Origin of the sequence: Vibrio sp. Vb2960 (assembly GCF_033337665.1) — a bacterium.
Classification (GTDB): domain Bacteria; phylum Pseudomonadota; class Gammaproteobacteria; order Enterobacterales; family Vibrionaceae; genus Vibrio; species Vibrio alginolyticus.
The window spans coordinates 98391-116200 of sequence record NZ_JAWORD010000006.1; the positions used below are offsets into that span (position 1 = coordinate 98391).

At 44.3% G+C, this 17810-nt stretch carries 17 protein-coding genes; 8 read left to right on the forward strand and 9 right to left on the reverse strand.

The genetic code is table 11. The annotated features are described in order from the left end of the window. Positions 1-64: 64 nt before the first annotated feature. Positions 65-946: an AEC family transporter gene (locus R7O03_RS06955; RefSeq protein ID WP_005377901.1), complete on the reverse strand. Its 882-nt coding sequence runs from the start codon at positions 944-946 to the stop codon at positions 65-67. A 534-nt stretch (positions 947-1480) separates the two neighbouring features. Between R7O03_RS06955 and ihfA the strand changes: the two genes are divergently transcribed. Further along, the gene (gene ihfA, locus R7O03_RS06960) at positions 1481-1777 is read left to right on the forward strand and encodes an integration host factor subunit alpha (RefSeq protein ID WP_005377899.1); all 297 of its coding nucleotides are present in this window, start codon (positions 1481-1483) and stop codon (positions 1775-1777) included. Between the two features lie 121 nt (positions 1778-1898). Here ihfA and R7O03_RS06965 read toward each other — a convergent pair whose 3' ends face one another. After that, on the reverse strand, positions 1899-2678 hold the full coding sequence (locus tag R7O03_RS06965; protein WP_025766820.1) for a phosphoribosylglycinamide formyltransferase: 780 nt from the start codon (positions 2676-2678) through the stop codon (positions 1899-1901). A gap of 315 nt (positions 2679-2993) precedes the next feature. On the opposite strand from R7O03_RS06965, the gene R7O03_RS06970 reads away from it, so the two are divergent. Continuing rightward, positions 2994-3644, forward strand: coding sequence for a thiopurine S-methyltransferase (locus R7O03_RS06970; RefSeq protein WP_021707633.1), 651 nt, complete (start codon positions 2994-2996; stop codon positions 3642-3644). A gap of 72 nt (positions 3645-3716) precedes the next feature. Here R7O03_RS06970 and purT read toward each other — a convergent pair whose 3' ends face one another. The 7 genes from purT to R7O03_RS07005 form a co-directional block, all read right to left on the reverse strand. Further along, positions 3717-4892 (reverse strand): formate-dependent phosphoribosylglycinamide formyltransferase, encoded by a 1176-nt coding sequence (gene purT, locus R7O03_RS06975; protein ID WP_151514708.1) that lies wholly within the window; start codon positions 4890-4892, stop codon positions 3717-3719. A gap of 143 nt (positions 4893-5035) precedes the next feature. Further along, complete coding sequence (cdd, locus tag R7O03_RS06980) at positions 5036-5923, reverse strand: cytidine deaminase (RefSeq protein ID WP_005377892.1); 888 nt, start codon at positions 5921-5923, stop codon at positions 5036-5038. Positions 5924-6353: 430 nt separating this feature from the next. Continuing rightward, positions 6354-7031 carry an LrgB family protein gene (locus R7O03_RS06985; protein ID WP_151514709.1) on the reverse strand — a complete coding sequence of 226 codons (678 nt, stop codon included), beginning with the start codon at positions 7029-7031 and terminating at the stop codon, positions 6354-6356. Position 7032: 1 nt separating this feature from the next. Then, positions 7033-7407 carry a CidA/LrgA family protein gene (locus R7O03_RS06990; protein WP_005377887.1) on the reverse strand — a complete coding sequence of 125 codons (375 nt, stop codon included), beginning with the start codon at positions 7405-7407 and terminating at the stop codon, positions 7033-7035. A gap of 55 nt (positions 7408-7462) precedes the next feature. Further along, a complete protein-coding gene (gene sbcB, locus R7O03_RS06995; RefSeq protein ID WP_318131610.1) occupies positions 7463-8884 on the reverse strand; it encodes an exodeoxyribonuclease I in 1422 nt (473 codons plus the stop codon). A gap of 157 nt (positions 8885-9041) precedes the next feature. Further along, on the reverse strand, positions 9042-10415 hold the full coding sequence (locus R7O03_RS07000) for an L-cystine transporter (protein ID WP_005377885.1): 1374 nt from the start codon (positions 10413-10415) through the stop codon (positions 9042-9044). A gap of 200 nt (positions 10416-10615) precedes the next feature. Then, positions 10616-11305, reverse strand: coding sequence for an NAD(P)H-binding protein (locus R7O03_RS07005; protein ID WP_053350419.1), 690 nt, complete (start codon positions 11303-11305; stop codon positions 10616-10618). Between the two features lie 248 nt (positions 11306-11553). Here R7O03_RS07005 and cobT point away from each other — a divergent pair, with 248 nt between their 5' ends. The 6 genes from cobT (at position 11554) to R7O03_RS07035 (ending at position 17787) form a co-directional block, all read left to right on the forward strand. Further along, complete coding sequence (gene cobT, locus R7O03_RS07010) at positions 11554-12597, forward strand: nicotinate-nucleotide--dimethylbenzimidazole phosphoribosyltransferase (protein WP_005377883.1); 1044 nt, start codon at positions 11554-11556, stop codon at positions 12595-12597. After that, on the forward strand, positions 12597-13403 hold the full coding sequence (locus R7O03_RS07015; protein WP_137281903.1) for an adenosylcobinamide-GDP ribazoletransferase: 807 nt from the start codon (positions 12597-12599) through the stop codon (positions 13401-13403). Before cobT ends, R7O03_RS07015 begins: the two co-directional genes overlap by 1 nt. Continuing rightward, positions 13400-13933: a bifunctional adenosylcobinamide kinase/adenosylcobinamide-phosphate guanylyltransferase gene (gene cobU, locus R7O03_RS07020; protein ID WP_137281904.1), complete on the forward strand. Its 534-nt coding sequence runs from the start codon at positions 13400-13402 to the stop codon at positions 13931-13933. Before R7O03_RS07015 ends, cobU begins: the two co-directional genes overlap by 4 nt. Before the next feature lie 11 nt (positions 13934-13944). Continuing rightward, a complete protein-coding gene (gene cobC / locus R7O03_RS07025; protein ID WP_115385893.1) occupies positions 13945-14559 on the forward strand; it encodes an alpha-ribazole phosphatase in 615 nt (204 codons plus the stop codon). Between the two features lie 128 nt (positions 14560-14687). Beyond that, positions 14688-16484: a M3 family oligoendopeptidase gene (locus tag R7O03_RS07030; RefSeq protein WP_318131611.1), complete on the forward strand. Its 1797-nt coding sequence runs from the start codon at positions 14688-14690 to the stop codon at positions 16482-16484. Between the two features lie 274 nt (positions 16485-16758). Continuing rightward, complete coding sequence (locus tag R7O03_RS07035) at positions 16759-17787, forward strand: succinylglutamate desuccinylase (RefSeq protein WP_005377878.1); 1029 nt, start codon at positions 16759-16761, stop codon at positions 17785-17787. Positions 17788-17810: the final 23 nt, after the last annotated feature.

Consider the following 17810-nt stretch of genomic DNA (forward strand, 5'->3'; position numbering starts at 1 on the left):
CTTACCCGAGATTAGGAACGTATTGTTTTTCAGCTAATACACGCTAACGATAGCTTATTGGCGGTTAGGCAGCGAGTGAGAGGGTATAGCTAAGCAGAAGAGGCAGCGTAAGAATGCTGAAAAAGTTGCCAAATAGTACCATTGACGCCACCTTCATGGGTTCTATATTCAGTCTTTCCGCAAATAGGTAATTCATGACGGCTGGCGGCAGCATTGTGAAGAGCACCATCATTTGCAATTGCATCGTTGGAAGGGGAATTAACCAATAAATAAGTGCAAAAGCGACAGCACCAGTTGCCAGTGACTGCACGGTACACAACACACCAATCTTTAAACCGTCCAACCGTAAATGACACATTTGTGCCCCCAGAGATAAAAGCATCACGGGTACGGCCGCTTGCCCAAGTAGAGCAGTGGCTTCGTATAAAGGCGCCCATGCACCCACATTTGACACGTTGAGAAACAGAGCCAACGACGCTGCTAAAAAGATTGGCATCTTGACTATTTGCTTAAAAGGGTTGCCATGACTAAGCAGCATTACGCCTAAGCTGATATGCAAGCATGCTGACACGACAAATAAAAGCACTGCTGACGACAGCGCAATTTCTCCAAACGTATAGGTAAACAAAGGAATAGCTAGATTTCCGCTATTCCGAAACATATGTGGTGGCGCCCAGGTTTTAAACGAGAGTGACGTCCATCGACATACCGGGATCATGAGTAGTGCGGGAATTAAAACCGCAACAATTGCCGCCAAAAGAAGCGGCCCCTGATTTGAATCGAGCGGCATGCTAACGAGTGACGAAAATACCAGTGCTGGCGTAAACACCTCAATATTAATGCGGTTTATTGGGCGAAAGTCAGGCTTGATGTAACGACCGACCAAATAGCCAACTCCGACAAGAGCAAAAACAGGGAAAAGAATATTTATGATTTGATTAATCATGGTCGCCTAGAAGCAGTGTAAGAAGCCAATGAGGAAATACACGAACTTCCACATTATCAATCTTTATATATGGCGTCATCGTTAAACAGCGAGAAGCGTGGGTTTAATCAAGCTTTCAAAGCACAGTTGCAAAGTACAGGTGGTCATACCTTTTAATCTAATTGTTACGTATCGAGTTACATACAAATCACTGAATTTACGACAAGTTCTATGTCAAGTGTCTGTTAAATAACCAATATCTGATATTTTTATTAAATAGTTTTTAATGTTGATATTTAAACTACTTTTAGTTTTATAATCTGGATGTTTTTCCTGATAAAGATGAAACAAAAACAAAAATATCAAATTTCTGGCGTTTAACAATAATTTACGTAGTGCTATTCCTTTTGTTCGCCAAGAAAAAAGTTGGCGAAAATCATAAGCTTGTCATACACTTCCTGATGTAACCCCGATATGTTGTTGAATTGGTAGGGTAAAACTGCTCTGGCGCTACACTAACGTAGCATTGTTTAACATAGCTTTGAGGAAAGTTTTATGGCGCTCACAAAAGCCGAACTGGCAGAAAACCTGTTTGATAAATTAGGATTTAGTAAGCGGGACGCCAAGGAAACGGTGGAAGTGTTCTTTGAAGAGATTCGTAAGGCACTGGAAAGTGGCGAACAGGTAAAACTGTCAGGTTTTGGTAACTTTGATCTTCGTGACAAGAATGAACGACCTGGTCGTAACCCGAAAACTGGTGAAGATATTCCAATTACTGCTCGACGTGTAGTGACTTTTCGCCCGGGTCAGAAGTTAAAAGCTCGTGTAGAAAACCTGAAGAAAGTACAGTAAGCCGAATAAATGGATCACGCTAAGGCGTGGTCTTTTTTTGCGTAAAATTCGTGTGCATACAAATGAAAACCACCGCAATGCGGTGGTTTTTCTGTTTATGAGAGACGCTTAATGATATCGGTTACGCCGCTTCTAGATGCGTTGTTAAGTATGGTTGCCATGCTTGTTGGTACAAGTTCTTAGACTGTGTACGCATGTTGCGAATAGAGGCAAGCTCTATTTCGCTTAGCTCACGTTTTTCCAACATCGCTTGACGTTCTAGTTTCTGGATTTTTTCGTATAGGTCGTGTTCGGGACCGCTTTTTACATCTGCGATTGCTTTCAAGTGCAGTTGAACTTCGGCTACTAGGTTTGTTTTTGGTAAACGAACGAGCAAGTTCAAGTCTCTATATCCTGAAGGGCCAGGTTTTTTGAATCGATTTTTTACTTTCACAATCGTTGTTTCACGCTCTAACGTTTCATAAATGGAGACTAAGCTCGCGACGTCTTCAGCTACAATCGTTGCACGTGCTAGGTCAGTAATACGTTCAACTTTCCCATCTAACTCTAAAGCTATCTTTTCTTCTGCTCGTTGTTTGGATTTCACGCCTGCGAAGTATGGCTGAGCGTCATTAAGAAGTGCGGTACTCTTACAGATAGTTTCAAGTTCAAATTGTGCTTGGTGAGCTTTGCTGTAAAGAATGTCGAAGTCAGAATATGGCTGAGTTGGTGTGGTGTCGATTGACTGAATGCCATATAAACCGCTAAGGCTGTGTTTAAAAAGTTTCGAACAAACTTCGTTTTGGCTGGTTGAACGATTTTGTTCGCCACTAGGCGCAGGGGTAATTGGAAGTGCGGCAAATGCCGGTGCACGGCTAAGTACCAAAAGCATCAATGCTGTAGTACGAAGAAATAAGCTCATTCACTCTCCTTAACTTGCTTGTACTTAGAAAATAGGGAACATAAAGGTCGCTAAGTTCGGCAAATCAGGTACTAACTTATAAATGGGGCCATTACGAAAGATTCCAAGGTTTCAGTTTTATCTTGAAGTAGAATCGTGCGTTAGATCACCATTTCTCTTTTCTTTATTCTGATTATCAGATAAAGGCGCGTCTCCTATGAGACCGATTACATCCTATCACCGCAGTATTAACCAAAGATGAACGGCATAGACAAATTGAAAAAAAACGTTAGTCTTACCTCTCAAAATGAAAACAGCCGACAAGTAGAAAGTAAAATGAGAGACCAAGAATTTTGGCATAACAAATGGGCCAGCAATCAAATCGGATTTCACTTGGAAGATGTAAACCCGCTATTACCAGTATATTGGAAACACACTAATCCAAAGCGTGAAGATAAAGTGTTAGTTCCTTTATGTGGAAAGTCAGAAGACTTGATTTGGCTAGCGATGAAGCATGATTCGGTTGAAGGCGTTGAGCTAAGCCATATTGCTGTGCGTGCCTTTTTTGCTGAACATTTTTACACGCCAACGGTAACGCCTCTTAATGGCATGCACGAGCTTTATCAATTTGATGAGCTCTCTATTTATACTGGGGACTTTTTCACTGCACCAGTATCTCAAGCCGATATCATTTATGATCGCGCCGCGTTGGTTGCTTTACCGCAAGATATGCGAGAGGAGTATGTAGAGCGTCTCAAGCAACTTTTGAACCCAGGCGGTCGTATTTTGCTTGTTACACTCAACTATCCTCAAGAAGAGATGGCGGGGCCTCCATTTAGCGTGCCGGTCGAAGAGATTGAGCAGTTATTTTCAGGTTACAAAGTTACTTGTTTGAACGTAGATGAAGCTGACGAGAATCATCCTAAAATTGCGAAAAAAGGCTTAAGTCGCTTCTCTGAAGAAGTGTACTTAATCGAGAGTGAATAGGCTCTCTTCGGTTTGGAACACGAAATAGCGCAGCAATTTGAGCTGCGCTATTTTTGTATGAGTGGTTCGTATTTAATAAATGATATTCACTTTTGAAGCACTTTCAACAGCATCTTGAACGGCTTCTTCGGTGGTTTTTCGTCGCGTAAGGACAACACCTAAACGGCGGCGACCATCGATTTCTGGCTTACCGAATAGACGAACTTGTGTTTGAGGTTGAGCTAAAGCTTTGCTTAGGTTTTCAAAGCGAATGTTTGTGGAAGTCCCTTGTCCAAGAATAACAGCAGACGCAGATGGGCCATATTGCACAATATTATTAATTGGCATTCCGGTAAACGCGCGCACGTGGAGAGCAAACTCAGACATTTCCTGCGAAATCATTGTAACCATACCCGTATCGTGAGGGCGAGGAGAGACCTCATTGAAAATGACTTTATCGCCTTTGACAAACAGCTCTACACCAAAGATGCCGTAGCCACCGAGCGCGTTTACCACTTTCTCAGCCGTGTATTCAGCTGCTTTTACTGCTTTTTCTGACATAGCTTGCGGTTGCCATGATTCGCGGTAGTCGCCATCTTCCTGACGATGACCAATTGGAGCACAGAAATGCACACCGTCAACGGCTCTGATGGTCAATAAAGTGATTTCGTAATCGAAGTCGATAAAACCTTCCACGATAACGCGACCTGCACCCGTACGTCCGCCTTCCTGAGCGTAATCCCATGCTTTTGTAACGTCGTCTTCAGTCTTGATAACACTTTGCCCTTTACCGGAAGAGCTCATCACTGGCTTCACCACGCACGGAATACCCACATGTTCAACCGCGGCTTTGAAGTCTTCAAAGTTATCTGCAAAACGATAAGGTGAAGTCGTCAATTCCAGTTCTTCTGCTGCCAAACGTCGGATACCTTCACGATTCATTGTTAGCCTGGTTGCCTTAGCGGTTGGAACAACATTCAGTCCTTTTTCTTCAAGCTCTACCAGTTTGCCGGTTGCGATGGCTTCAATTTCTGGTACGACGTAAGTAGGTTGTTCCTTCGTAATAACTTCTTCTAAGGCGTTCCCATCTAACATGTCGATAACATAACTACGGTGAGCGACTTGCATCGCTGGAGCATTGGCATAGCGATCACAAGCAATCACTTCTAAACCAAGTCTCTGGCATTCAATGGCGACTTCTTTACCGAGTTCGCCAGAGCCTAAAAGTAATACACGGGTAGCATTTGCGCTAGTTGCAGTGCCAAACATAGTGTTCCCTTACAAAATAGAGTGATGAGACAGAAATTGCAGGAGATCATACTGAAGTTTTATGACAAAGCAAACGTTTGCTTTTGGTTTTTAGGTAATAAAAAAGCTCTACATGTTGTAGAGCTTTTTGTTGAATTTGTCGTTTATACGTTGACAAAACTAAGCGGAATATCTGGATTCAACGCTTCCAACGTTGATTGCGTATCGGCTAAGTGACTGATCTTACCTTCAGAGTTTTCTACCAATGCAGCGGCTTTGATGCTGTCAAAGGTTTCACCCGCAAGTAAAACTTGGATTAGCGCAACTTGTAGCGGTGGCAAGCTAGGATTAAACGCTGCATTTTCTGCATAAGCGCCTTGGAATACACGGCCGCTAGTCATCTCTAATGCTAAACCACTCAAGTTGTTGGTGTATGGAGAGTGGCTCATGTTCATCGCTTCAACTGCACTTTGGATGAGTGCGTCTTCATCATCACATGAGAATTGGTGTTTAACTTCTGCCATTAAGCCGGACTCGATACCGAGATCGTTTGGTCCAAAGGCTTCAGGCAGGTATTCATGAAGTGACTTTTCTTCACGTTCTGGGAGCTGGATTTTAAGCTCGTTTGCGGTAGATAACTCATTCATGAACTGGCGGCAGTGACCACATGGGCTGAAGTTGATAGTGATATCCTTAACACCACGTTCGCCTTTCATCCAAGCATGGCTAATCGCAGACTGCTCTGCGTGAACCGTTTGGCCCAACTGTACACCAAAGAATTCCATGTTGGCACCGAAGTAAAGGCGACCTGAAAGACCACGAACGATAGCGCCGACATAAAAGTCAGAAAGGGGAGCATAGGAGTACGCTGCGGCAAAAGGAAGTAGCGCAACACGAAGCTCTTTGTCTGATAGACCGGTAGCTGAAAGCAACTGCTCAAATTGTTGAACTGAAAGCGTAGCATCAAAATCATCAGCTTGGATGATAGGAGCAAGTTGTTTGGAAAGTGCTTCTGGAGCGCCTGCTAGCGCCTGTTCAATGCGACTTTTCATGTTGAATCCTTGTTATTGCATGGACAGTTATTCTATGTGAAAGATAGAAATGTTCCGTGCGTTAGATCACGATAAATAATGCAATTGATAATTCTGTTACATAATTAGAGTGAGCTCACACATGTATTCGATTGCACAGGTGTGAAGCGTTATCTCCGTCTCACAATTAACCATATCAGTATATATTCATATGACCAAGGAGCAGGAGTATGTTACTAACGCGACTTTTACCGCTATGCTACTTTATACCTACGTAATCTAGAGCGAGTGGTAGCACCTAGAATGCTAATGCTATGAATGTATATCTCGATCAAGTCCCTTCACGATATTACTGGGTGAGGTTGATAGATAAGATAGGGTTTTGAAAAGGGTAAGGAAGAAGCGGAAAGGCTACGGCCTGCCGGAAGGAGGGCAGACCGAGAGCGCTTAACTATTGATATAGCCAGACAGCCAAAGCAAAAAAGCTTGGAGCCAAAATAGAAGTTATGATCCCACATAAAACCAATGCGAGTGATGAGAACGCGGCATCTATGGGCTGTTTCTCTGCACAAGTAGCGGTGCCTAAGGCATGAGAGACTGTACCCATTGTCAGACCACGTGCAATCGGGTGTTTAATTCCAATCAAATTGTAAATTGGGTATGCCAAAATTGCGCCCAATAAACCGACAATCAGAACCAAGATCGCTGCAACGGCGGCTTCACCACCGAGGTGACTCGATATTTCCATCGCTATTGGTGTCGTGACGGATTTACCCACTAGACTCGCGATTAAACTGATATCCGCTTTGAAAGCGACTGCGATCAAGGTGGTTGTCATCATCGACATCACACTGCCTACTGTGCAAGCGAAAGTGATGATTCGCCAGTTTGCTTTAATTTGTGGTAGTTGTTCATATAGTGGATAAGCCAGAGCAACTACAGCAGGTTGAAGCAAAAAGCTAATTCCTTCGTTATCCGCATAATACGTTTCAAATGGCACATTTAAGTAAGTAAGCAAAGGAATGAGCACTGCGATACTGAACAGCAAAGGGTTTGCTAGAGGATTGTTCACTTTGATTGCGATTTGGCGAGCGATAAGAAAAACCGCAATGGTAACAACTAACCACATATCAGTGTTTCTCCTGTAGCAAGTAATCCAGCAGCCAAGCGAGGCTGACCAGTACAATGAGTGAACCGCCAACCGCGCTAGCGATGATAGGGAGCGCATTGGCGAGTAGTAAATCGAAATGCTGCATTAATCCGACGCTGATAGGAACGAACAATAAGATCATATAGCGTATAAATAGCGTGGCGCCCGGTTTGACCCAGTCGACTTTTACAAGCCCAAGAGTCATGGAGAAAAACAGTACGAGCATACCGATGACACTTCCTGGAACGGAAACGCCAGTGAACTTTTGAATGGTAATTCCGATGCCAAGTGCTCCCATGATGAGGAAGATTGAAATGAGCAGTTGGATCAGTTGTAAGAATCGTTCTTTAATCATTTTGACAGTATATAAACAACAAGCACACCATAAGGTGCGCTTGTATTAGGAGGAGTTAGGAAGCTAAGCTCTCTACATAACGGTACACGGATTTTAATATCGCAATCTTCTTTTCGTCACTTTCATGTTCGTGAACTAAGTTTTCTAAATTCAGCATGTACTCTTCAATTTGGCTTTCAAACACTTCTCGACAGTGTAGTGCCCAGCGTCTTTGTTCTTGCTCGTCTAATGTGCCTGGGAAGTTACGCGCACGATAGCGGAACAATAGAGGTTTAATGCGCTTGTCATCAAATTCAATGTCTAATGCAGCAAGATTATTCGGATCGGTTTCGCGAATGATATCCATAGCTGCGCGATCGGCTGGAGAAAAGAACCCGTCGTAAAGTTGTGTATCGACGTCATCACTTTTATCGAATTTGCGCTCGACTGAAAAGAGGCTAATCAGCTTTTCTCTAATTTCAGGATGTTGGCGCAACAAAGCGAGATTGGCGAGACATTGTTGGCGATCAATGCCAATAGACTCTGCATTTTCAGCCGTTAACGTTTTTGCAGGGGCGAGAATAGGGCATTTGTTCAAATGAACTAGTTTAACTGGCACTGGTAGCAATTCACCAAGATCTTCGCGCTTCGTGTAGAGTCTTTCGTGCAGCTCTTCTGCGGATAGCTCAAGAATAGGTTGAGGGTCTTTCGCTAAATCGATGGTGATAACGGCGTTATTATTGGTTGGATGCCAAGCAACAGGCACAATCCAGCTAGTGTACTGGCATTCGCGCCCTAGCATGCCTGAAACGTGCATCAACGGTGTCATGTTGACGATGTCGACTAAATCATTGAGCTTGCGCTTTTGGCGCATAGAAAAAAAGTAATCAAACAATTTTGGTTGCGCTGATTTTACTTTCTTTGCCATTTCGATAGTCGCAACCACATCTGCCATGGCATCGTGCGCGTTACTATGTTCTATGCCGTTAGCCACAGACAAGTGTTCTAATTTAAAGCTAGTGAAGCCATCTTCGTTTTCTGGCCATTCTACGCCTTCTGGGCGAAGGGCATGGCACGCGCGTAGTACATCGAGTAAATCCCAACGTGAGTTACCGTTTTGCCAACTCCATGCGTATGGATCGATAAAGTTGCGATAACAAGTATAACGGGTCACTTCGTCATCAAAGCGAATGCTGTTGTAGCCTAAACTGGTAGTATTGGGTTTCGCGAGTTCAGCGTGAATCTTAGCGATAAACTCTGGCTCAGAAAGGCCTTCTTGAACCGTTTTTTGCGGAGTAATACCAGTAATAAGTGCAGCTTCAGGAGACGGAAGATAATCAGCAGGTGGCTGGCAGTACATGACTAAAGGCTCGCCGATGATATTAAAGTTTTCATCTGTACGAACACCAGCAAACTGGCTTGGGCGATCTTTCGCGGGGTTGGTTCCCCATGTCTCATAATCAAAGAAGAAAAAAGTGGGCTGATTATCTTGGTGCATTCTGCTTACCGTTTACAAAACCGATGACAGTATTAGACCATTCAACGCCTTGACTAGCAACGAAAGATGCAAGTTGAATTTTTGAAAATGAAAAAAGCCGATGGCGAACCATCGGCTTGATATTTTACGTTTTATCGCTTTGGAAGGAATTTGAGTTCTATGCTCGTGTTTCTTCCAATGTTGCTTCACTTTCTGGTGACTTCAGCACTCGGCTAGCAATTGTACCCGCAGTCATTGAGCCTGAAACGTTTAGTGCGGTACGTGCCATGTCAATCAGTGGTTCAATAGAGATAAGCAGTGCCGCGATGGTCACAGGTAAGCCCATTGCAGGAAGAACAATCAAGGCTGCAAACGTCGCACCGCCGCCGACACCTGCAATACCAAATGAGCTGATGGTGATAATCGCAATCAATGACAGGATAAAGTGTAGATCAAGTGGGTTGATGCCCATTGTCGGAGCTACCATCACTGCAAGCATTGCAGGATAGATACCCGCACAGCCGTTTTGGCCGATAGTGGCACCAAACGATGCTGATAGGTTTGCAATCGCTGGTGGTACGTTAAGCTTCGTGATTTGCGCTTCTACGTTTAGTGGAATTGTTGCTGCTGAGCTACGAGATGTAAACGCGAAGGTCAGTACAGGCCAGATTTTCTTAAAGTATTCCGCAGGGCTAACGCCGACAAAAGAGACTAATACGCCATGAACAACAAACATCAGTGCGATAGCAACATAAGACGCCACAATAAAGCCAAGTAGGTTTAGGATGTCGCCTGCGCTTGATGTCGCTACCACTTTTGCCATCAGTGCTGCGATGCCGTATGGCGTTAGGGCCATGATCATCTTCACTAGTCGCATAACGATAGATTGAGCTGCTTCTACGAAAGTACGAATCGGTGATTCCAACTCTGCTTTTTCCATCATCACTTTACGAGCGGCGATACCAGTTAACACGCCGAAAATCACAACAGCGATAATTGATGTCGAGCGAGCACCTGTTAGATCAGCAAATGGGTTGGTTGGAATGAAGCTAACTAGCATTTGAGGAATAGTTAAGTCACTTACTGTACCGGCACGGCTTTCTAAAACGGCGATACGAGCGGTTTCACGCGCACCTTCAGTTAACCCTTCTGCTGACAGGCCAAATGTCGTTGTCACCAAAATACCGATAAGTGCAGCAATTGCAGTCGTTACTAGAAGAACAGAGATGGTCAGGCCAGAAATTTTACCTAAAGATCCACCTTTCTCCAACTTAACAACTGCAGAGATCATCGATACCAATACTAGTGGCATGATGACCATTTTCAGTAGACCAACGTAGCCACTGCCTACAATGCCTACCCATTCAAGTGTTTGAGCAATTGCGCTGTTACCTTCACCGTGAATGAGTTGCAAAGCAAGACCAAAAAGAGAACCGGTAACAAGACCGATCAAAACGAGACGTGAAAGAGTGTGTTTCTTTTGTTGTTGATTAAATAGAAAGAACAATATTCCAACAAAGACGGCTAGAGAGGCTATCACTGCAAAATTCATAATTTGACCTTATCAACCAACCGAAGTGGCGGTTGTTTTTTATACGGGGTTTTATACGGATTTATTTATGGAGCGTAAGATAACGCTCGTGATATAACTTTAAAAATGACAAACGGGTATTAGCTAGATCTAAAATGAATATAAAAACGAGATCTTAGTCGCGTGAGAGCGTGAATTAGCACGTTAATTGTACAAAATGGTTATTCGTAGTGATGCAGTAAGTCACGCATTTCTTTCCTTTGTAAGTAAACCACCGAGTCTTCTTGATAACTGAAAAGTTGATAAATCATCGCTTTGGCGACATCTTCTGCTCGAATCGGTAAAAAGTTGGACAGTTTGCCAAGCATAAGTGGGCGAATTACCTTAAACAGAGTTTGTACTAACTTCTCGTCCATTCTTGGGTTTTGACGTTGACCAACAAGCGGGCCTGGGCGAACAAATACGATTTCCTCAAAATCCATAGCTTCGATTCGTTGCTCCATTTGTCCTTTACAAGCTAAGTAATGGGATGGCGATTTACTATTTGCACCGAGGCTAGAAACAACCGCAAGGCGTTTGACTCCGATTGTTTTCATCTGTTGGGCGACTTTACACACCAGATCAACATCTACTCTACGCAAATTATCCTTACTACCAGCTTGCTTAAGGGTCGTACCTAAACAGATAAAGCCGATGGTTGGTGTTGGTTGGTTCTCATCCCATTGGTGGATAGAAAGGTCTGCATCAATGAGAGGAATAAGCTTGTTGTCCACATCCAGGACGCCATCGAGTGGGCGGCGAGAAAGATAATATAATGTTCCAACACCTGATTGATTTATGAGGTTTGCAATGACTTTTGAGCCTACTAAGCCAGTTGCACCGGCGATGATTGCGCAGGTGTTGTTATCCATATCTTTTCTCCTATATGGGAACATAGTCTAAGCTATTGTAGCGGATTTCAACGAGTTACTTATAATCTCGTGCAAGAAAGGTGAGACGCTCTGCGAACTCGGCAGACTATCCTGAGATAAACTTGATTAGCGCTGCCCCAATTGGATGCAAGTGTATACAATAGTGGGCGCGCAAAAACTGTCGCTGAACAAGACCTCTTGAACAACAGAACACCTCTCACCCAGACAACATCAAAGGAACGTAAAAAATGGATGACTCTTTTGCTGCGGAGATACAAGCACGCATAGATAACAAAACCAAACCCGTCGGTTCTTTAGGCTTATTGGAAAAGGTGGCACTGCAGTTAGCTCTTATTCAAAGTCAGAATAAACCTCAGCCAGTTGATTCCATCGCTATCTGCAAACCAAGCATGCTGGTATTTGCTGGAGATCACGGCGTTGCAGAGGAGGGCGTGAGCATTGCGCCAAGCGAAGTCACTCAGCAAATGGTGGCTAACTTTCTCGCTGGCGGCGCAGCCATCAACTGTTTTTGCGACATTAATGGCATTCAACTCAAAGTAATAGATTGCGGCATGTTGGCTCCTATCGATGTGCTGGTTCCAGAATTTAAATCCCATCCCAACTTGGTTGAACAACGGTTGGGTAACGGTACGGCTAATTTTTCTAAACAATCAGCGATGTCCCCAGAACAAGTGGCGTTAGGTTTAGAATATGGTGCGAAGATTGCTGAGCATACCATTTTGCATGGTTCAAACCTCTTGATGTTCGGCGAGATGGGCATCGGTAATACCAGTTCGGCCTCAGCACTGTTATCGGCGCTGAGCTCATTAGATATTGATTATTGTGTTGGCGTTGGCACCGGAATCAATCAACAGCAGTTGAGCCGCAAATATAAACTGGTAGCACAGGGGGTAAACCGATGTCGAGGTCTTGATACCAAAGCGATTCTCGCACAGGTTGGGGGCTTTGAAATCGTACAAATGGTGGGCGCTTTTTTAGAAGCCAAGCGGCTTAAAACTCCAGTTTTAGTGGATGGGTTTATCGTATCGGTAGCGGCTTATATTGCGACGTTGTTAGACGAAGAAACGCGTGAATACATGTTGTTTGCCCATCGCTCTGAAGAAAATGGACATAAATTTGTATTGGAACATCTTAAAGCAGAACCTCTGCTCGACCTTGGTTTACGGCTAGGGGAGGGAACAGGAGCCGCTCTTGCCTTACCGTTGTTAAAAGCTGCCGCCCAGTTTTACAACAAAATGGCGAGCTTCGAGAGTGCAGGAGTTACAGTTTAGTGTCAGTCCCTGATAATTCTGAGAAAGTCACGCCGTCATCGTTAAGATACCAGTGGGAGTTATTTCTATTAGCTACCAGTTTTTTTAGCCGCTTACCCGTGCCCCAAGCGTTGCCTTACAGTGAAGAACGCATGAATCAGGCAGGCCGTTACTTCGCGTTAGTTGGTCTCGTGCTTGGAGCGCTTTGCGCTTTGGTATTCTCGCTCACCTCAATTCTTTTCCCAGAGTCGGTTGCCATAGTATTAACGATGGTGTTTAGCTTATTGTTAACTGGGGCTTTTCACGAAGACGGCTTGACCGATATGGCGGATGGCATTGGCGGTGGCATGACCGTAGAGCGACGCCTCTCTATTATGAAAGACAGTCGTATTGGCACTTATGGTGCCGCCACTCTCATTATGGCGTTATTGGCTAAGTATGTTTTTTGGAGTGAATTGGCTAACTTGCCGCACTTTTGGTTGGTCATTGTCGTCGCTTACACCGTAAGCCGAGCACTAGCTGCGACGCTTATTTATGACATGCCTTATGTTAGTGACAGTGATACGTCGAAAAGTAAACCGCTAGCAAGTCGCCAGTCTTCTCTAGAAGTCTCCATTTTGTTGTTTACTGGTGGCGTAACATTGCTTGTGCTTGGTATCGCGGATGCGATCTTGATATCGCTTGTTCTCGTGGTATTTCGTTTGATGTTCAAACGTTGGTTAACCAAGAGAATTGGCGGCTTTACGGGGGATTGCCTTGGCGCAGCGCAACAGTTGTCGGAACTGCTTATTTATCTCACTATGATTGGGTTGTATCACTCCTCATGAAGCAATTGATACTCGGTGGCGCGCGCTCTGGGAAGTCGCATTTGGCAGAAAAAACAGCTAAGCAATTATCGATCGCTTCTCATCGATCATTACACTATGTTGCAACCGCGCTGCCATTTGACCAAGAAATGCGAGAGCGAATAGCGCATCATCAAAAGCAACGCGGGGGCGAGTGGCAAGAGCATGAATGCCCCCTTCATTTATCTGAGTTACTGACAAATTTCTCTACCACCGATGTTGTATTGGTCGATTGTTTAACCTTGTGGCTCAACAATTGGATATTTGAGTTAGGTGATGAATGTTCCAATGAGAAGCTAGAAGCAGAAATTGAAAAGCTTATACAGGTGGTGCGTGGCTCAGATGCGACGTTAATATTCGTCTCTAACGAGGTTGGAATGGGCATTGTACCTTTGGGGGCGGTTAGTCGTTATTTTGTGGATAATGCAGGACGGATGAATCAAAAACTAGCCAGTGTTTGCCATCGCGTTACCTTGGTTGCTGCTGGTTTGCCGTTGGTTCTTAAAGAGTAGGATGGAACAAAATGAAAACACTCAATATCTATCTTGTGCGTCATGGAAAAGTAGACGCTCCACCAGGACTCCATGGCCAAACAGATGTAAAAGTTACGCCTGCTGATCAAGAGAGTATTGCTCGGGCTTGGGCTGAGAGTGGACGAGGTGTGGGTGGAATAATTTCTTCTCCACTTTCACGCTGTCAAGAACTGGCAAACATCATTGCTGAACAGCAATTATTACCAGTAATGACGGATGAATCTTTACAAGAGATGGCATTTGGTGATTTTGATGGTATGCCTTTTGATCTGCTCACTGAGCAGTGGAAAAAGCTAGATGCTTTTTGGCAATCGCCAGCACAACATACGTTGCCGAATGCTGAGAGCTTAAGCACATTTTCTGAGCGCATATGTCGCGTTTGGTCTCAAATCATCAACGATATCAATGACAATCTCCTTATCGTCACGCATGGTGGCGTCATTCGTATGATTCTTGCTCATGTATTGGAGTTAGATTGGCGTAACCCAAAGTGGTATTCGACGTTGTCGATAGGAAACGCTTCTGTCACGCATGTAACAATTACCATAGATGAGCAAATTTACGCCTCGGTGCGTTCGATTGGCGTACCTCTTTTAACTCGTTAATTTATAAATATTAAAATGCCCAGAACGATATTGCTTACGGGCATAGTCACGGAAGATGTCAGTGGAAGCCCATCTGCTAGGTGCAGGAAGCGAAAATTGACTCAGTTACATAAAAAGGAAATATAGAAATGACAACGCCGAGTTGGGATTTGTCCATCGTTTATAACGACCTTTCTGACCCACGAATTCAAGACGATATTGCTCTTGTGGAACAATGTATTGATCTTTTGAATAAACAATCAGCAGATTGTGGCAACGTAGAGATCATGCAAAATGCGATTTTAACCAATGAAGCCGCGAGTCGTTTAGCGGGTACAGTTGCAAATTTTGCGAGTTGTTATGCTTCTGTTGATGCAACAAACGCCGAAGCGAAATCGTTACTTGGTAAAATGACCCGCATCTTTTCGGAGCTTTCCCAAGCGTTCAGTCCCTTTGATTTGACACTAACGTATGCCGACGAAGAGTTTATCTTGCGCGTGTTAGACCATGAGAATCCTGATATCAGTGGGCAAGCTTTTTCTATCTTGAATTCTAGAAAGTTGGCGGATACTCGTCTTAGCAACGCAGAAGAACAGTTACTGGCTGCGATGAGTGTGGATGGCAAATCGGCTTGGGGTAACCTATACGATAACCTGACTGGCTCATTGAAAGTGAAGCTTGAGTACACAGATGGTAATAGTGAAGAGCTTGGGTTTTCTCAAGCGGTAAGCATTCTTTATGGTTCTGAATTCGAGCGTCAAGAAGCCGCGTGGCGAGGCGTACAAGATGCAATGCAAACGCACCAAGAATCATTCGCTGCGATTTTGAATGCATTAGCAGGATGGCGCTTAACTGAAAACAAAAAGCGTTCTACGAAGCGTGAAGTTCACTTCCTAGAGCCGAGTTTGCATGGTAGCCGAATCCAAGCTGAAACTTTAAATGCGATGATGACCGTAGCCAAAGACAGTCGAGCTATTGGTCAGAAAGCGGGTTTATTGATGGCGCAAGTACATGGTCTGGATGAGATGAAACCTTGGAATCATCTGGCAGCTATGCCCGCCTTGAGCGGTGAAGCGAAGGTCTACGACTTTGATGAAGCGATTGAGGTTATTTGTGAAGCATTTGAAACAGTAAACTCTGAGATGTCGGAATTTGTCCGTTTGATGGTACAAAATGGTTGGATTGATGCCGCGCCAAATGCTAACAAGCGTCTTGGCGCATACTGCACCAAACTGCCAGCAACGCGAACACCACTTGTGTTTATGACTTGGAGTGGCAGCCGTTCAGACCTTATGACTCTGGCACATGAACTTGGCCATGCGTTCCATAACTGGGTTATTCGTGATTTGCCACTTTGCCAAACTTACTACCCAATGACGTTAGCAGAAACCGCCTCTATCTTTGCAGAAAACATCGTTCGTGATCATTTGATTTCGAAAGCTGAGAGCGTTGATGAAAAGCTCGAGATGTTGTGGGAAGAGTTGTCATCTGCGCTAGCTATAATGATCAACATTCCGGTTCGCTACGAGTTTGAAAAATCGTTTTATGAACGCCGCCAGGATGGAGAGTTAACCGCAGATGAATTCTGTGAGTTGATGTCAGAAACTTGGAAAGAATGGTATGGCGACGTAATGAGCGAACCGGATCCGTACTTCTGGGCAAGCAAGCTGCACTTTTCTATTGATAGCGTGAGCTTTTATAACTACCCATACCTATTTGGTTTCTTGTTTAGCAAGGGTATCTATGCACAGCGAGAAACCAAAGGCGAAGCGTTTTACACCGATTACATCAATTTGCTGCGCGATACAGGCTGCATGATGGCGGAAGATGTCGTCGAAAAGCACCTGTCGATGGATTTAACCCAGCCAACGTTTTGGCAGCAGAGTGTTGAGCTAGTGCGTGAAAAAGTCGATGAGTTTGAGCGTTTGCTCGCACAGCGCGGCTAAGTTTTTCGCAGTGTTGATGCATAATCTGCTTTATAGCTACAAAAATTTGATCAAATCATAATGATCTTAATCAGGGCTGTGGTAAAGTTCACAGCCCTAACACTTTGTAATTGTTTGAAAATTAAACGCCTCAATGCTTGATTTGAGTGCCTGGCGCGAAAAGGCATCGGATTTTCGAGGGAAATAGTGATTTCTACTCATAAGTGAGATCGCAGCAACAAAAATCCTTTGTACAATTTATTAACATATCCGCCGTGCTATTAAGGAGTAACGCATGACGAAGTCTCTCTTTCGCCAATCGTTTTTAACTGACACGTTAGATGTTCATATTGATGTTGCACCAGCGGAGCAGGTGCTTTCTAACGGTGTAAAACTTAAACTCTATCAGCGTGGTGTATTAGAAGTAATCCCTGCGAATTATACTCAGGATACGAAGAACATCATCATCTCTTGTGGGGTTCACGGAGATGAAACCGCACCGATGGAGCTGGTGGATTCCATTATTCAAGACATAGAATCTGGGTTCCAGACGGTCGATACCCGTTGTCTGTTCATTATCGCTCACCCAGAATCCACTCTGGCGCACACGCGATTCCTCGAAGAAAACCTCAACCGTCTGTTTGACGAAAAAGAACACAAACAGACAAAAGAGCTTGTTATCGCCGATACGCTTAAGCTGCTTGTTCGAGATTTTTATCAGGATACCGACCCGACAACACGCTGGCACCTTGATTTACACTGCGCGATTAGAGGCTCGAAGCACTATACGTTTGCAGTAAGTCCTAAGACTCGTCATCCTGTGCGCAGCAAGGCATTGATCGATTTCTTGGACAGTGCACACATTGAAGCAGTGCTCCTGTCAAACTCACCATCGAGTACGTTTAGCTGGTACAGTGCCGAGAACTTTGGTGCGCAGGCTCTCACGATGGAGCTTGGACGCGTGGCTCGTATTGGTGAAAATGACCTCGATAAACTGACCGCGTTTGATTTGTCTTTACGTAATTTGATTGCGGAAACGAAGCCAGAACACCTACCAAAACCATGCATTAAGTATCGCGTAAGTCGCACAATCGTTCGTTTGAACGAAGACTTTGACTTTATGTTCGACGACAATGTTGAAAACTTCACCTCATTTGTTCACGGCGAAGTGTTTGGTCATGATGGCGACAAACCATTAATGGCGAAGAATGAAAACGAAGCGATTGTCTTCCCGAATCGCCACGTCGCAATAGGTCAACGCGCAGCTCTGATGGTTTGTGAAGTGAAAACCCGTTTTGAAGAGGGTGAGTTGGTTTACGATTAATCCAACATTGCTTTGAGAAGTTA

Bases quoted from the DNA above. Each gene is read 5' to 3' on its own strand.
- R7O03_RS06970 (WP_021707633.1), top strand. From the start codon at position 2,994: ATGAGAGACCAAGAATTTTGGCATAACAAATGGGCCAGCAATCAAATC.
- R7O03_RS07000 (WP_005377885.1), bottom strand. From the start codon at position 10,415: ATGAATTTTGCAGTGATAGCCTCTCTAGCCGTCTTTGTTGGAATATTG.
- cobT (WP_005377883.1), top strand. From the start codon at position 11,554: ATGGATGACTCTTTTGCTGCGGAGATACAAGCACGCATAGATAACAAA.
- ihfA (WP_005377899.1), top strand. From the start codon at position 1,481: ATGGCGCTCACAAAAGCCGAACTGGCAGAAAACCTGTTTGATAAATTA.
- R7O03_RS06955 (WP_005377901.1), bottom strand. From the start codon at position 946: ATGATTAATCAAATCATAAATATTCTTTTCCCTGTTTTTGCTCTTGTC.
- R7O03_RS07005 (WP_053350419.1), bottom strand. From the start codon at position 11,305: ATGGATAACAACACCTGCGCAATCATCGCCGGTGCAACTGGCTTAGTA.
- R7O03_RS06990 (WP_005377887.1), bottom strand. From the start codon at position 7,407: ATGATTAAAGAACGATTCTTACAACTGATCCAACTGCTCATTTCAATC.
- R7O03_RS06965 (WP_025766820.1), bottom strand. From the start codon at position 2,678: ATGAGCTTATTTCTTCGTACTACAGCATTGATGCTTTTGGTACTTAGC.
- purT (WP_151514708.1), bottom strand. From the start codon at position 4,892: ATGTTTGGCACTGCAACTAGCGCAAATGCTACCCGTGTATTACTTTTA.
- cdd (WP_005377892.1), bottom strand. From the start codon at position 5,923: ATGAAAAGTCGCATTGAACAGGCGCTAGCAGGCGCTCCAGAAGCACTT.
- R7O03_RS06985 (WP_151514709.1), bottom strand. From the start codon at position 7,031: ATGTGGTTAGTTGTTACCATTGCGGTTTTTCTTATCGCTCGCCAAATC.
- cobC (WP_115385893.1), top strand. From the start codon at position 13,945: ATGAAAACACTCAATATCTATCTTGTGCGTCATGGAAAAGTAGACGCT.
- sbcB (WP_318131610.1), bottom strand. From the start codon at position 8,884: ATGCACCAAGATAATCAGCCCACTTTTTTCTTCTTTGATTATGAGACA.
- cobU (WP_137281904.1), top strand. From the start codon at position 13,400: ATGAAGCAATTGATACTCGGTGGCGCGCGCTCTGGGAAGTCGCATTTG.
- R7O03_RS07035 (WP_005377878.1), top strand. From the start codon at position 16,759: ATGACGAAGTCTCTCTTTCGCCAATCGTTTTTAACTGACACGTTAGAT.
- R7O03_RS07030 (WP_318131611.1), top strand. From the start codon at position 14,688: ATGACAACGCCGAGTTGGGATTTGTCCATCGTTTATAACGACCTTTCT.